Origin of the sequence: Syntrophus aciditrophicus SB, from assembly GCF_000013405.1 — a bacterium.
Lineage (GTDB): Bacteria > Desulfobacterota > Syntrophia > Syntrophales > Syntrophaceae > Syntrophus > Syntrophus aciditrophicus.
Genome location: NC_007759.1, coordinates 2,769,490 through 2,783,582 on the forward strand (window position 1 = coordinate 2,769,490; position 14,093 = coordinate 2,783,582).

15 protein-coding genes are annotated in these 14,093 nt (G+C 52.8%); 4 read left to right on the forward strand and 11 right to left on the reverse strand.

Going from position 1 to position 14,093, the window contains the following annotated elements; genetic code table 11:
* Positions 1-110 precede the first annotated feature (110 nt).
* Positions 111-2,522, forward strand: coding sequence for an FIST N-terminal domain-containing protein (locus tag SYN_RS12970; RefSeq protein ID WP_041585119.1), 2,412 nt, complete (start codon positions 111-113; stop codon positions 2,520-2,522).
* Positions 2,523-2,555: 33 nt separating this feature from the next.
* A complete protein-coding gene (locus tag SYN_RS12975; RefSeq protein WP_011418650.1) occupies positions 2,556-2,957 on the forward strand; it encodes a response regulator in 402 nt (133 codons plus the stop codon).
* Between the two features lie 87 nt (positions 2,958-3,044).
* On the opposite strand, the gene SYN_RS12980 is transcribed toward SYN_RS12975, so the two are convergent.
* Complete coding sequence (locus tag SYN_RS12980; protein WP_011418651.1) at positions 3,045-3,614, reverse strand: nitroreductase family protein; 570 nt, start codon at positions 3,612-3,614, stop codon at positions 3,045-3,047.
* A gap of 36 nt (positions 3,615-3,650) precedes the next feature.
* Positions 3,651-4,211 (reverse strand): cysteine hydrolase family protein, encoded by a 561-nt coding sequence (locus SYN_RS12985; RefSeq protein WP_041585120.1) that lies wholly within the window; start codon positions 4,209-4,211, stop codon positions 3,651-3,653.
* Between the two features lie 210 nt (positions 4,212-4,421).
* On the opposite strand from SYN_RS12985, the gene SYN_RS12990 reads away from it, so the two are divergent.
* Both SYN_RS12990 and SYN_RS12995 read left to right on the forward strand, forming a co-directional pair.
* Entirely contained in the window at positions 4,422-4,787 is a 366-nt protein-coding gene (locus SYN_RS12990) for a winged helix-turn-helix domain-containing protein (RefSeq protein ID WP_011418653.1), read from the forward strand.
* Between the two features lie 184 nt (positions 4,788-4,971).
* Positions 4,972-5,409: a transposase gene (locus SYN_RS12995; protein WP_011418654.1), complete on the forward strand. Its 438-nt coding sequence runs from the start codon at positions 4,972-4,974 to the stop codon at positions 5,407-5,409.
* Positions 5,410-5,516: 107 nt separating this feature from the next.
* Here SYN_RS12995 and tsaA read toward each other — a convergent pair whose 3' ends face one another.
* The 9 genes from tsaA to exbB all read right to left on the reverse strand — a co-directional run bounded on the left by tsaA (position 5,517) and on the right by exbB (position 14,080).
* Entirely contained in the window at positions 5,517-6,323 is an 807-nt protein-coding gene (tsaA, locus tag SYN_RS13000) for a tRNA (N6-threonylcarbamoyladenosine(37)-N6)-methyltransferase TrmO (protein WP_011418655.1), read from the reverse strand.
* A 112-nt stretch (positions 6,324-6,435) separates the two neighbouring features.
* Positions 6,436-7,251 carry an XdhC family protein gene (locus SYN_RS13005; RefSeq protein WP_148202583.1) on the reverse strand — a complete coding sequence of 272 codons (816 nt, stop codon included), beginning with the start codon at positions 7,249-7,251 and terminating at the stop codon, positions 6,436-6,438.
* Between the two features lie 217 nt (positions 7,252-7,468).
* Complete coding sequence (locus SYN_RS13010; protein ID WP_011418657.1) at positions 7,469-8,257, reverse strand: DUF364 domain-containing protein; 789 nt, start codon at positions 8,255-8,257, stop codon at positions 7,469-7,471.
* 409 nt (positions 8,258-8,666) lie between these two features.
* Positions 8,667-10,691 (reverse strand): TonB-dependent receptor plug domain-containing protein, encoded by a 2,025-nt coding sequence (locus SYN_RS13020; RefSeq protein ID WP_011418659.1) that lies wholly within the window; start codon positions 10,689-10,691, stop codon positions 8,667-8,669.
* Between the two features lie 245 nt (positions 10,692-10,936).
* Positions 10,937-11,320 carry a hypothetical protein gene (locus SYN_RS13025; RefSeq protein ID WP_041585122.1) on the reverse strand — a complete coding sequence of 128 codons (384 nt, stop codon included), beginning with the start codon at positions 11,318-11,320 and terminating at the stop codon, positions 10,937-10,939.
* Positions 11,317-12,099, reverse strand: a complete 783-nt coding sequence (locus SYN_RS13030) for a class I SAM-dependent methyltransferase (RefSeq protein WP_011418662.1) — start codon at positions 12,097-12,099, stop codon at positions 11,317-11,319. The genes SYN_RS13025 and SYN_RS13030 overlap by 4 nt, the downstream gene beginning before the upstream one ends.
* A 40-nt stretch (positions 12,100-12,139) precedes the next feature.
* Positions 12,140-13,171 (reverse strand): ABC transporter substrate-binding protein, encoded by a 1,032-nt coding sequence (locus tag SYN_RS13035; protein WP_158302983.1) that lies wholly within the window; start codon positions 13,169-13,171, stop codon positions 12,140-12,142.
* A 113-nt stretch (positions 13,172-13,284) separates the two neighbouring features.
* Entirely contained in the window at positions 13,285-13,665 is a 381-nt protein-coding gene (locus SYN_RS13040) for an ExbD/TolR family protein (RefSeq protein WP_011418664.1), read from the reverse strand.
* Positions 13,646-14,080, reverse strand: coding sequence for a TonB-system energizer ExbB (gene exbB / locus SYN_RS13045; protein WP_011418665.1), 435 nt, complete (start codon positions 14,078-14,080; stop codon positions 13,646-13,648). The genes SYN_RS13040 and exbB overlap by 20 nt, the downstream gene beginning before the upstream one ends.
* Positions 14,081-14,093 lie beyond the last annotated feature (13 nt).

Below are 14,093 nucleotides of genomic sequence, written 5' to 3' on the forward strand. Positions count from 1 at the left end.
CGGCAGACTTTCAGAGCGTTTCCCGAAGTTCTGAGATTTTGCACCCCCTGATAAAACTGTCTGTTGACCCGAAGGGATGTGCCCCTGATTTCTGTGGCGGATGGATAAAGATGACGGATACGAAACAGGATATGATGGAGGATAAAAGAGAACATCCGAAGGCGGAAAATTTACCAAAGATCGAAGTGGGGTGTGGCGCTGCAAAGGGCGATGATTCCTACGCAGCCGGATTCAAGGCGGCCGGCAAGGCACTGGCGGGCATCACTTCTTATCGTTTGTCAGCGGTCATTGTGTTTGCTTCAGCATCCTACCATCTCGATGAGGTTCTCTCGGGCATCCGCGCTGCGGTGGGCCGGGTGCCGATATTCGGCGCCAGTTCCGCGGGAGAAATCTGCAACGGGACTCTCTCGGAAAGTGTGTCGGTGACGGCGCTGGCCTCGCCCTTTCTTTCGGTCGGGGTCGGGATCGGGAAAGAGGTGTCGACAGACTGGCGGAAGGCCATACATGCGGCCATAGATTCCGGCGGTTTGAATCGCTACTTCACTCCCCAGGACGGCTCTTACTATAACTCGATGACTCTTGAAGGCCGCTCGGCGTTCGCCATATTGTTCTCGCCGGCAAGCACTTCCCATTCCGATTCCTACAGTCCCGAAATCCTGGAAGAACTCAAACGTCTTTCCCTGGGGCGCCTCCTGTTTTTCGGTGGGGCGGCAGTCGACGCGGAAAAGACGAGCGGCCACGAAAATTTCATCTTTTATAACGATCAGGTCTGCTCTGACAGCATGATCCTGGCGGTCTTTGAAACCACCCTCAGATTCGGAATCGCCATGGGTCACGGGCTCCATCCAACAGCAAAAAGAGCGAGAATCACCCGGGTCCGGGATTACGAAGTTCTGGAACTCGACGGAAGACGCGCTGCCGATGTTTTCGCGGAGTTTCACGATCTTAAAAAAGCAGATCTGGAAAGCAAACCCCTTTTCGAGCAGAATTTGAACCATTTGGGCATGCGCGATGCTCTGGGACATTACACGATTTTTACCCCTCGCTGCTTTACTCCGGAAGGAGGCATCCTCCTCGCGCATCCGGCTCCGGAAGGGGCTTTTCTGGTTCTGATGGAAGCCGTCGAGGACGACATGATCGCCGCGGGAAAGAACACCCTGCGCCAGGCAATGATGCAGTCCGGAATCAACAGGCCCGCCGCGATCCTGGTCTGCTCCTGTTTCCTGAGAATGCTTCTTCTGGGAAACCGCATTGATGAGGAAATCGCGGCGATCACCGATATCATGCCCGGCACCCCCGTTACGGGTTTCTATTCAGCCGGTGAACAGGGAAGCAATGACGATCACATCAGCCGCCATAACAACGAGTCCATCGTCATTCTGCTTCTGGGCAACGAACTTTCTTACGCCGCACAGGTGGCCGGCGAAAATCGGATCATGCAGAGGGCTCTTGAATTTCGCATCTCCGAGCAGAAAAGACTGGAAAAGGAATTGGCTGATCAGGTCAGATTTCTCCAGACTTTGATCAAAACCATTCCCAGTCCTGTGTTTTACAAGGATCAGCAGGGAAGATATCTGGGCTGCAACAGGGCCTTCGAGGAATATAATCATATCAGCCGGACATATCTTCTGGGAAAATCCAACTGGGATTTCCTGCCCAGGGACCAGGCGGAACTGCACTGTAAGGTTGACGCCGACCTGGCTGAAAAAGGCGGAAAAGCGGTTTATGAATGCTCCATCGCCGGCAAGGACGGTGAACTCTTTCATTTCCTGAACAACAAAGCTGTTTTCCACCGGGCCGACGGCTCATTGGGCGGCATTATCGGAGTCCTGGTCGACATAACGGATCGTAAAAACACAGAAGAAGCTCTACGAGCCAGCGAGGAAAAGTTTCTCAAAGCTTTTCACAACAATCCCACCATGATGATTATCTGTACGGCCGATGAGGGACGGGTAATTGAGGTCAACGACAGCTGTCTGCGGATCATGGGTTTTACGCGCCTGGAGATGATGGGGAAAACATCGGGGCAGCTGAATATTCATGCCTGCCTGGAACAACGGGACACTCTGTTGAGGATGATGGAAGAAAAGGGCAGCGTGAGGAACATGGAAATCTCTTTGCGTACAAAAAGCGGAGAAATCCGCCATTGCCTTTTTTCAGCGGAACAGATTCAGTTGCAGAAAGGGAATCACATTCTGCTGCTTCTGCAGGACGTCACGGATCAGAAACGTTCAGAGGAAGAACGGCTGCAGCGAATACGATTGCAGAGCATTCTGAACATGGCGGGTACGATCTGCCATGAATTCAACCAGCCGATGCAGGTTCTCTCCGGATACATCGATCTCCTGCTGTCCCGTGCGTGGGAGGATTCGAAAGTCCACGGAAGCCTGCTTAAAATCAAAGAACAGACGGCACGGATGACGCAGATTACGCGGAAGCTCATGACTCTTAACGACCCTTCTGTTCAGGATTACGCCGGGATAGGCAAGATTGTGAATCTGAATGGAGACCAGGGGAAATAACGGAATCTATTTTTCAGAAAGGAAAATTTTACTGTGGGCGATAAAAAAATTCTTCTTGTAGATGATGAAGATCAAATCCTTCAGATGCTGAAAGAGGCGTTCAGCCTTTACGGCTATAAGGTCAAGACTGCATCAAGCGCGGAGGAGGCCCTGGACGTTCTCGCGAAGGAAAGCATCATGGTCATGTTCCTGGATCTCAAACTCCCCGGCATGAGTGGCCTCGATCTTTGCCGGCAGATCAGAAAAGACAATCAGATCGCCGTTATCCACGCTCTGACCGGCTACAGCAACTTTTTCGGGTTTCTGGAATGCCGGAGTGCCGGTTTTGACGATTTCTTCACGAAACCGGTCGCGCTGAAGGCGCTTTTCAAGGCTGCCGAGGAGGCCTTTGAAAAACTCGAGCGCTGGAAAGTTTTTGTATACGACCTGGCATGACCTCATCCACGCGCCCCCATCACGCCCCGCGTGACGAGACAAAGTCCCGTTCCGCCCGCCGCCTGTTAAACCGAACTCCTGATCCGTTCAGAGAATCACGTCGTCGAGCGACCGTTTGGGCACGTGATGGCCTCCGTTTTCATCTCTCCAGTACCGGATGTCGCCCCCGGATTTAAGAGATTCAATCGTAACGGATTCACGAGGCCTGCCCAGAGCCAGCACGAGAAGGATTTCATACTGATCGGAGATGTTGAGGACCGTCCGCAGAGATTCTTTTTTGATCGAAGCGATCATGCAGCCGCCCAGCCCCCGTTCCACCGCGCCCAGCATCACGCTCTGGGCGGCGATGCCGGAGTCGCAGCCGAAGTTGCGGGTCACGGTCGTATCCCCCAGCATCACGATATACCCGGAGGGACGCTCTCCCTCGGAAGGACCAGGCCAGTCCTTCAGATAGCCGGCCCAGGCAAGACAGGGAAAAATCCGGGCGTTCTTTCGGGAATCGGCGGAAAGAACATACCGGAGCGGCTGCAGATTGGCCGCCGACGGAGAGAGCCGGGCAAGATCCACCAGCTCCCTCAGCAACTCTTCGGAGAGAGGTTCCTTTTCATCAAAGCGGCGGTAACTCCTGTTTTTTAAAACCAGTTCCCGGATCGTCATGATTTTCTCCTTTCCCTTATTCCAACCCAGCAGGGCTCAGTCCAGTTTCTGCAGAAACTCGTCCACGGTCATGACCTGAAGCAGAGGATCCAGAGGATTCCTGCGGAAGCAGTTCAGGACGTTCTCATGAATTTCCGCCTTATGGGATGCGCACCCGTCCTCGATAAAGAAGGCCGCAAAATCATTGGCCAGCGCGTCAAGAACGGTCGACAATACGCACCAGTGGGTGGTGATCCCCGTTACGGCCACGGTATCCACACCGTAAAGGCGCAGCGTCTGATCGAGATCGGTCTTGAAAAAAGCGCTGAAACGGCGTTTGGGCAACCAGATATCCGTAGGAGCCTGAACCAGCAGATCGGTCACTTCGGCGCCTTCAGTGCCGCGGATGCTGCGTTCCTTCATTCTTCCCTTAAAGATGAAATCCCCTTCCAGAAAACTGTCCGTAGAAAAGATGACGGGAATCGAACGCTTCCGGGCCTCCTCGGTAAGACGGTTGATGGCGGGCACGATGGCCCGGGCAAAAGGCGTAATAAGCTCCGGATGAGAGGAATCCAGTGATTCCTTGACCATATCGATGACAATGACAGCTGGTTTCATAGAGCACACTCCTGAGAATGACGTATTGTTTTTAAAACCAGCAGCAACATAAAAGGAGGCCGGCCCTCAAGTCAAGCTCAAAAGGAAGTCGTCCTCCCGAAAATGCTCGTTATCACGGGTTATCATACTTTGCCTTGATTTTTTTCCGGTCATCTGACATAAATAGCATATAAAATCGAGCTCAAATTACTCAATAAAGGAATCAGATCGTTGAACATCCAATACAAGATATGGCTGGAAAAGGATGGCCGCGTCCTTTTCGGCAAGGGCCGCGACGAACTGCTTAAGGCTATCGCGGAGTGCCGGAGTCTGAATGCAGCCGCCAAAAAACTGAATATGTCTTATCGGGCCGCCTGGGGCAGGTTGAAGGCTTCCGAGAAACGACTGGGCATCCCCCTCGTGGAAATCGAATCGCAGAAGCAGGGGATGCATCTGACCGAGCAGGCTGAAGCGCTGCTCAAGGCTTTCGATCAGCTCGATGAGGAAGTCTCTTCCCTGATCGCTCAAAGGACTCAGCAATTGTCCTTTATCTGTAACCCCGACAACAGGAAAAAGGATTCTCCCAATAGCCCGTAAAGCTAAGCATCGATTTAAAATTACAATCCTTTCCTGAGATCAGAATTTTCTCCTTTCCCCTGAACGAGTTTTTTTGCTTGACATTATGCCCTTAATGACATAAGCAAAATTCTCATCCTGATGAATCCGGATTTTGGAATTCATTGCAACACATTTTTAAACTCGTTTTAAAGGAGAAAATAACATGGAACCGAAAAGAAAGACGTACTCCCCATCCTTTAAAGCCAAAGTTGTTCTGGAAGCTATCCGAGAGCAGAAGACTTCAACGGAAATCGCCAACCGGTATCAGGTTCACCCGGGGCAGATCAGGAATTGGAAGTCCATAGCAACCCGGGGGTTGACGGAACTTTTCTCCACTCGGAAGAAAGAAAGTGATTTGCAAAAAGAAAAACAGATTCACGATCTTTGCCGTCAGGTTGATCAGCTGCAACGGGAACTGAACTGGCTACGGGGCAATCTGGACTTGAACCACAAGGACCGCGTATCACTCATCGACAGGCAATCTCTGGGAATCGCCGTATGTCGTCAAGCTGAATTGCTGGGTGTTTCCAGATCCAGCGTTTACTATCAGCGGACAGGAAGTAAGCGGGAACATCTGTTGAAGCGCCAGGTCGGTGTGTAAATTCATTTCGTAAGGCAGCTTTTTCACCAGTGCAGTACCTCGGACATTGCTTTACATTTCAGCCAAGGGTTGATTTTTAATTACCGGCAGGGCGGTCCCTTCTTCTCTCAACTCTCCTCGATCTTAAACAGCTCATCATCGGCAAGTGATTCAATACGGTCCGGATCGACATTTCCCCGTACGGTCAGGGAGATTCGTCCGTCCTTTTTCCTCCAGGTGCTGGACAGAAACTCCCGGGAGCGTTGAAACAGGAACCGCGGGGGATTTGCCAATCGGGCACGGGACAGCCCCTGCAGCACATCGGCGAGACAGCCGGATCCGGTCACTTCCACAAACAGCTCGTCATCGTTCAGTTTTCCCCATCTCTCCTGGACAATCAATGCCATCCGCACGGCAATCCGCAGGTCGGCACAGAGCTCCCAGTGGTGGGCAAGGGCTTCCTTTTCCAGGAGCTCTTTCTTCATCTGCCGGGTTGCCGGCACGATTTCGGGTGTCCGAGGGGAAAATACAATGTCATGCTCGTAGTAAGGTTTGATATCCAGAACGGCGGTTCCGTTCACGGCATCCATCCCGCTGACGAACAGGCGGTTTTCTACAACCTTTTCCAATCGGACGAGGGTCAGGGCAACAGGATTCGGCCGGATCGGAGTCCTCAGGGCAAAAACGCCATACTTGGGCACGCTGGGATTCACCCTTGAGGGAGAGGCGGTAAGGACATTCCGTCTAGACTCGTGAAACCAGCACAAAATCCAGAGGTGAGAATTTTTGTCTATCTTATCGAGGGCTGCCGCATAGTCCGGAAAGATTTCAATGATTGCATCACTCCCCTGCGGCGACATTTTCGCCGTGGAGACGTCTGCCGAAATCACGGTCCCGATCGGCCGCAGTTCCATGGAATTTCTTGTGGCATTCATGCTTTTCCTCCCTTATCCGTGCTGGAAATGACTGCCGTTCGCAGCAACTGCTTTAATGGATTTCTTTCGTGAACAGGATATGTCATGGAGAAGACCCTGAGCGGGGAGAATCTCAGGCCGCTGTCCAGTTACGGCGCAGGTGAGTCAGATTGCCGCCGCGGCAGAGGAGAATGATTTCGGCCAGTATCGACAGAGCAATCTCCTGAGGCTGATTACGGCCGATAGACAGCCCGACCGGACAATAGAGCCGATCATCAATTTCTCCACCGCGGCTTCTGATGTTCTCGATCAGCACGCGCGCCTTGTTCGGACTGCCCACCATGCCGATATAGGGGAGATCCCTGTCAGGAAGCAGTTGCTCCAGCACGATCTCGTCATGATCGTGTCCGTAAGTCATGATCACGCAGTAACTCAAGGCCGAGAGTTCAATATTCTCGGAAATCCTGTCAAAGGGGGCGCATATGAGGGCCGCCGCCCCGGGAAAATTTCCGGGGGTCAGGATCTCCGGTCGGTCATCATAGACCCGACAGGGCATTTCAATGGCCGCGCACAGACGCGCCAGGCACTGACCGATATGGCCGCCGCCGAAGATTACCAATTCGGGCTCCGGCACAATCGGCTCAATAAAGACCGTCAGTGAGCCGCCGCAGGCCCCCAGCGGGCGATCCTCGGCTACCCACTCTTCCCCCTCGGCCAGGGAGACAAAGCGCTGGGTGATGCAGGTCCGCTCTGCGATAGCCTTGCGGGCCAGTTCGATGCACTGTCGCTCGGCCGTGCCTCCCCCCACCGATCCGGCGCTCCGGCCGTCTTTATCCACCACCATCTTGGCCCCGGTCTTACGGGGTGTGAATCCCTGGGCGGCGATAACCGTCACGATCGCGCAGGGCATACCCTTTGCCTTCCATTCAACCAGGCGTTTCAGCCACATCCTTTTTCTCCTTTCCTGTCCCGTTGCCACGATCAAGGGGCATGCTGTGTTTTTTAGTTGTCGGCTCCTCGAAGTAAGTTTCAGCAAGCCGGCTTTACCGCTGCCCTGCCGCCATGATGTCATTTGTGATAAACAGCAGTCGAGTTAATCCATTCTGCATGCGGAAATGCCTTCGGCCGTGCTGAATCGCCGACATCACCTTGAATGATCGGAATATTCAGCGGGCCAGGGCGGAAATCCGTTCCTGCAATGCACGCAGGTCTCTGGCCATGTTGAGGCTCCGGAGAGCCCCGGCCGGGGCATTGGCGATACTGCCTCCTCCCAGCAGCGCATAATTCGACATAAGCTCTACATCGTCAATCTGGGTAATGCCCAGCATATCGATGCCGTAATCGAAGAGCACAGGGCTGGCGGGTACGGTGGGCCCCATGATAATCCGCATTCTGGCCGATGGGGTCCGGCGGATTACCGCCTCCAGAGTTTCATTGACTACGGTAAGCCCGGTCATGAGCACCAGTTCGGCCTTCTCCAGCACTTCGTCGGCCTCGTTCCAGTGGATATCACCCGGACGCGGGAATAACTCCACAATGGTTACCGGGTAGCCTTTTTCACGCCACGCCGCCGCTGTCTTAAAGTAGCCGATAAAGCAGGTCGGTATGCGGCACGCGGCCGGCTCGACGAGTTCGATGGCTCCCCCGGCGATCGTCGCGGGTGGATCGGGCAGCAGAGATTTGAGGCACGCCATCCCGACGCTGCGTTTGAGGATCTCCCGGCTGACCAGAAGTTCGAGGGCGGCCGCCCGCGCGGGCCGACCGATCCAATCCCCCATCCAGGTCCCCATTCCTGCAGGATCGGTAAAACCGGGCATGCCGTGAAAGTAAGTCGAGATTGACCATTTCCCCGTCTTGACCAGGACCCAGTTGGCATAAATGCGAATCTCCTCGACGCACGCCGCCGGATCGGCATCGGCAGCGATGCGCCGGATCATTTCTTCGTAGAATCCCATGGTTCAGACTGAGCCTCCCTGTATTTTGCCCGTCTTCTTTGTCTGTCCGACGGAAACCTGACTATACATTAAATTTCCTGTCTCTGTAACAGTAAACGGGAGTTTTTCCTGGAACAGCCATCCCTGTTTCCAAGGAGCCTCAGCTCTCGGCGTTTGTCCTCCTGATAAACCACAGCCATTGTCCCGTCCTTAAGCACGAGAATGCCTGGGAGAGTATTGCTGATAAGCGTCGTACTCGAGATGACAGCGATGTCCATCCGCGCCCACCTGGCCGAAGACGATCTGCTCGTCGCCTTCGGCCGCATGGAAGCTGTAAGCCCCTGTTTCCGTAACATACCGTCTAAGTGCGGATGTTCGCCGCGATGGGGGATTAATATTTAAGAATTAAGAAGTTCAAAGAAATTCCTTACTAAAACCGATAAGTCAGATTGGTGAAGAAAGTACGCCCGGCCTGGGGATATCCTTCATCGAAGGCGTAATCCTCATCCATAAGATTCATCACGCCTCCTTCAATCTGCAGCCCTTTCAAAATCTCATATGTGGCTTTGGCATTCACCACGGTATAGTCACCCGCTACACGGACTCCATCCGAGGAACTGTACCGTTTCGAATCGGTTTCCATATCAATAAGAAAACTTAAAAATTTTACGGGAGTATATTTCACGTAGGCGAAAAATTTGTGTTCGGGCACGTTGGTGATCTTGTCGGAGTTGGTGCGGTTGTCGTCATAAATGTAGGTGTAGTTGATCCCGGCATCCAGCGTCGTGGTCAACGGGGCGGATAAATCGATCTCAAAACCGTACTGATTGACATCGCCGATATTCTGATTCTGTAAGGTCGTTTTACCCGCATTATTCGGGTCGGGGACGGTCACACCAAGGATATAGTCTTCGATGTCACGATAGAAGAGGGCTGTCTTGAGAGCAATCCGCTGAAAAAGGACATCCTGATAGCCCAGTTCGTAATTTGTCCCTTTCTCCGGATCGAGATCGGGATTGGGAATGGCCCTCCCCAGCTTGTAGGAATATTTATCCTTGATACTGGGAAAGCGGGTCTTTTGAGAGACGCTGAGGTTAATCTTTCTCGTGTCGGTGAACGAATAGAAAAGGCCGGCCTGAGGATTCCACGCGTCGGCATCTGAATCCGGAAAATCACGGTGATCAGCATAGTTCCAGTCCTCGGCCTGGACGGTTTCCTGCCTGTCATAACTCAGGCCGAGAATGGCATGAAGTTTGTCGGTAATCGTGATCGTATCCTCAGCGCCGATGGAATAGATCCTTTCCTCGAACCTCTGGAAGGGATCCGGCAGGTTGTGTTCCTTATGCACATCCATTTTGTAGTGGCCGGCTACTTTGAGCAGGTTGCGCGGCACAAGGGAAGTGCCCAGTTCCAAAGATCCCCCGTAGGTATAATCGTCATACTGGCTCATGAAGGATGATTTCTTCTTCATGGTCGAATAGGTGGCATCGTCATAGCTGTTGAGGGAATTCTGATATTGATCATAGTACACCCGCGCTTTTGCATAGCTTTTGTCCCCCAGGGGCGTGCGGGAGTTGAAGTGAATCCCTTCCATGTCCCAGTAGGGCCACTGCCAGTACCTGATCGTCTCGGTGGATGCCGTTCCGGCGTAAGGCGGCGTCTCTTTTTTTCCTTTCTGTTTATAGTAGCTCAGGGCATATTCATGACCGTCCGCCGGGGTGAAACCTAACTTCAGATTATATGTCCAGTCCCGCCTGTAGGAGTTTTCCCGGCGGTCTCCATCCTCTGCCGGGGTCGGATCGAAATCATCGGACAGATAGAAAAAATCACTGCGAAGAAATGAAATGCCGCCCTGGGCATACCATAGTTTCTGCCTGGTGCCTACATTCGCGTATCCTCTATAGCCTTCCCCGCTGAACATGCCGATTCCGGCATCACCTTCCAAAGCCTTCTCGGGACGCTTCGACACGAGATTGATCGCCCCACCCATGGTGTTTGGTCCGTACAGAACCGAAGTGAAGCCCTTGGAAACAACGATTTCCGAGAGGCCGAAGGTGGTAAATCGGTTCAAGTCCGGATAGCCGTCATAGGGCACATAAATCGGTACGCCGTCGAGAAAGATAGGCACATGCTTTTGATCGAGGCCCCGGACATAAACCATCTGTTCGTTCCTGGCGCCCACTGTCGAAAGGGTAATGCCGGGCACGAGATTCAAAGCGCTGCCAAGCGTATCCCGGTTGAATTGCTTCATCTCCTGGTCGGTTATCTTTTCTATGGTGGTATTCTTGCTTTCTTCTCCTTTCGCGGTTATTTCGATCTCTCCGAGGGTGAAAACTCCATCTCCATCCTTCACTTCGGCAGCCTGCGACTTCGCCCCGATTATAAGGCACAACATCAGAACGCCTGAAAGAATGAAGAACCAACTGCTGTTTCTGCTGCACCTGAATTCCATCATGAAACCTCCACTCTTATTTTTTCATCCCGACCCGTCTCAACGATCCGTCTCTTCCTGTCCGTCAAAAGGCACGCTCTGCGCGTCGAGCGTGCCTTTTGACGGAAACGGTCTCAGGCGATGAATGAGTCCGGGCAGGCTTGAACGACAAATCTTACGTCACCTCCGTAGGATCTCCCTCGCCTCCCGCGGCCCAAGGTTGACCTGGAGAAAGAGTCTGAAAAAATCCTGAGTTTCTTTGACCATGTCTACTCTGTATTTGTCGGGGTGCAGAGTGCCGGCGAGCCATCTGGCTCCCAGCAGACGCATGAAGGATGGCGGGCGGTCGAACCAGTTGAAAGGCTGGCTGGGGATGAGATAGACCCTTTTATTCCGCTTTCCCATTCCCGGATCGGGAAATTGAGACCGGCCAGCATGGTGGGATCAAGGGCGTAAAGCATGTAGGTTACCGGCGGCGTGGTGCTGTATACCTTCCGGGGACGATCGGGCACGTTTACCTTTTCCCCGAACATATCGGGAATTTCCCTGCCCTGCGATTGCCCTGATGGAGCCAGGACTGCCAGCAGGAAAATCGCCAGCGCCCACAATATGCAGCAGAACCTGCCTTCCATTGCTGCCGTGCGATGTTTCATGATCCGATCTCTCTGTCTTTCGTCCAATACAGAACCGCCCAGTAATAATTCCTTGAATAAGGCAACTGCCAATGACCCTTGACCCACACGAGATGCTCTCTCAGGTAGGCCCGAACTTTCTCTTCCTCTTCGCCCGTCATTCCTTGAAACATCCACAGCTGATCTTCAAACGCCTCTTCATGGCTTTCCCACGAATTGCGGTAAGACTCAGGAATGAAGGAGACATTTGCCGGAATGCCCATCTCATAAAGCAGGTTGTAGTAGAAGATATAATCCGGCCTCGTGTTGCGTTCCCTGTCCGCTGCTTCGAGAAGTCGCCAGTCGAAAGGACCGGAACCAACAGCCACGGAGATATAGACCGCCTTTGTTGCAGCCCTGTTCAGCTTGGCTATGGAATCCATTGCCGTCTCGCTGAGAAGCGACCGGGAGGCGATGGCCACGTCATGAACACCGATCCCCAGATCGTCCCAGTCATCTTCCCAACGCCCCTGAAGGGTTTTCACATTCGTGATTTTCCCTGCCAGACAACGCTGTTCGACAATCTCCAGCATCCGCATGGAGAAATCCACAGCGGTGATGAATTTCACCCTGTTTGCCAGAGGAATGGCGATTGTCCCGCCGCCGCAGGCCATATCAAGCACTGTCCAGCTTTTGCGGGGCTTTAGAATCCGGAGAAAGGCCCTGGGATATCCGGTGGAGGCGGCGTGTTCCGAAAACTCGCGGGCCCTTCCATCCCAGAAATCCCGCCTGTCTGAAGATACAGATGTTTTCTCATTCATTTCGCTGATAATTCCCGCTTCTTGTCTCTCATCATGTAACTCACAACGGCGGAAGGCATTTCAGTATCCTTTCCGCGTCCTGATCCGTTATTGTTTTGCCGTACACCTCGGAATAGAAGGTTTTCATTTCCTTAATCATGTCCCATTCCTTAAACAGGTCTGGGTGGAATATCCCGGCCATGTGGATCATCAGCAGCACGCCTTCACCGCTGGCGTGATCCCAGGTGTAAATGCCTCTGGGAAGACGATAAACCCTCCCGCTCTTCACAGCCTTCAGCTCAGCCCACTCCGGATTATTCCTTGGATCGTCGGAAGAATCATAATATCCACTCAGGAGAATGATATCCGGATTCCATGACAATACCTGCTGCAGGGTAGCCGTGGCATGGTTGCCATCGAGGGCCTGAGGCAGATAATTGCCGCCGGACACTTCGGTGTTCCAGTGCATGACGCTGCCTTTTCCCTGGCTTCCCAAAAGGCTGGTGTGCAGACCGCCGTAGTAGACGGAAGGCCTGTTATTCTTGTCGATCTTTGAGGTAATGGAGAGAATCCGTTTGACTTGCCGGTCGAAATACGCGTTGTATTTATCCGCCCTGGCCTTCGCATCCGGGCCTAAAAGATCGCCGAACAGGGAGATTTCCCTTTTAAAGTTTTCCTGAAATTCATCGAGATTTCGCGGTCCTTTATCGGGCGAAAAGGCACAGACCGTTTTCAAGCCTGCCGCGATGTACGGTTCCTCTTTCGTCATTCCAGGAGAATAGAGCACAAAATCAATGTTCATTTCCCGCATCTGTTCCGGCGTAACCCCCTTATTGGATTTAGCTTTCTTTATCTCCGGATAGAGCCTGTAAGCCCACGGAGACTGCTCCGCCATCAGGCTGATGGAATCGCCCCCGCCAAGGGTCATGATCTTTTCCGGAGAAACGCAATGCATGCAGGCGATTCTCTTTGGATTGACCGGCACCTCAACTTTTTTGTCGCACATGTCGGTTATGACTTTATTTTCATCGGCATAAAGTGGAACCGTGTGCGAAACAGTCCCGAACAACACGGTTGACAGGATACCCAGCATAAAAAGAACCCTCCTCTTTTTCATTTGTAACCCTTCATTACTGTCTTTTAAGACGACCTTTGCTATTTAAGGAAAACGATATTCCGTGTGTGTGGATGCCTCAACCGCTTGTTTCATCCTTTCGATTCCGTCTGGAGGCTTACCTGCCTGAATCCGGCATTTTTCACGACATCGAGGACATCCACGAAATTCTGCAGGGGGATGTCCCGGTCCGCTCGAATCATGAACGGGTTGTTCCGGTCCAGGGGCCGGAGCCTGTCCAGCAGTTCTTCCAGCGTGACCGATTGTCCGGAAAAATAGATCAAGCCGTTCCTGTCGATCTCGACAGTTCGAACTTTCAGCGTCTCAATCCTGTTCTGAGACGCCTTGGGCAGGCTCACCGGAATACCGCCGGTCGCGATGAACGTCGAAGTGGTCAGAACGATCGTCAACAGGACCAGCATCACGTCCACCAGCGGGATGACGTTGATGTAATCAAACTCCTTCTCTTCCATTTCGAATCTCCCAGTTCATCATGAGAACCTTGACGCGGCGGAGCAGCAGGTTGTAAAGCACAATGGACGGAATGGCCACGCAAAGCCCCACAGCGGTTGCCTTCAGGGCCAGGGCAAGGCCGACCATGATTTTCCCCGTATCCATGAACCCATCTCTGCCCATGCTGTAAAATGTCAGCATAATTCCGCAAACGGTGCCGAGCAGACCGATATAGGGGGCATTGCTGCCGATCGTCGCAATGAGGTGAAGCTTTCTGGTAAGCACCATTTCGAGGCTTTTCCTGTCGGAAAATTTTTCAAGATTGATGTGCCTGTAGAGTAAGTGTCGCTCAATCGCGATGCCCACGGAAATAAAACTCAGGAAAACGAGCCCCCAGATGATTCCGTAATCCACCGCCTCCTTCAGCCAGTCCATTTTCTATTTTCTC

Coding starts and splice junctions, on each gene's coding strand:
- SYN_RS12970 (WP_041585119.1), top strand. CDS start 111: ATGACGGATACGAAACAGGATATGATGGAGGATAAAAGAGAACATCCG.
- SYN_RS12980 (WP_011418651.1), bottom strand. CDS start 3,614: ATGACGATCCGGGAACTGGTTTTAAAAAACAGGAGTTACCGCCGCTTT.
- SYN_RS12985 (WP_041585120.1), bottom strand. CDS start 4,211: ATGAAACCAGCTGTCATTGTCATCGATATGGTCAAGGAATCACTGGAT.
- SYN_RS12995 (WP_011418654.1), top strand. CDS start 4,972: ATGGAACCGAAAAGAAAGACGTACTCCCCATCCTTTAAAGCCAAAGTT.
- tsaA (WP_011418655.1), bottom strand. CDS start 6,323: ATGAATGCCACAAGAAATTCCATGGAACTGCGGCCGATCGGGACCGTG.
- SYN_RS13005 (WP_148202583.1), bottom strand. CDS start 7,251: ATGTGGCTGAAACGCCTGGTTGAATGGAAGGCAAAGGGTATGCCCTGC.
- SYN_RS13010 (WP_011418657.1), bottom strand. CDS start 8,257: ATGGGATTCTACGAAGAAATGATCCGGCGCATCGCTGCCGATGCCGAT.
- SYN_RS13020 (WP_011418659.1), bottom strand. CDS start 10,691: ATGATGGAATTCAGGTGCAGCAGAAACAGCAGTTGGTTCTTCATTCTT.
- SYN_RS13025 (WP_041585122.1), bottom strand. CDS start 11,320: ATGAAACATCGCACGGCAGCAATGGAAGGCAGGTTCTGCTGCATATTG.
- SYN_RS13030 (WP_011418662.1), bottom strand. CDS start 12,099: ATGAATGAGAAAACATCTGTATCTTCAGACAGGCGGGATTTCTGGGAT.
- SYN_RS13035 (WP_158302983.1), bottom strand. CDS start 13,171: ATGCTGGGTATCCTGTCAACCGTGTTGTTCGGGACTGTTTCGCACACG.
- SYN_RS13040 (WP_011418664.1), bottom strand. CDS start 13,665: ATGGAAGAGAAGGAGTTTGATTACATCAACGTCATCCCGCTGGTGGAC.
- exbB (WP_011418665.1), bottom strand. CDS start 14,080: ATGGACTGGCTGAAGGAGGCGGTGGATTACGGAATCATCTGGGGGCTC.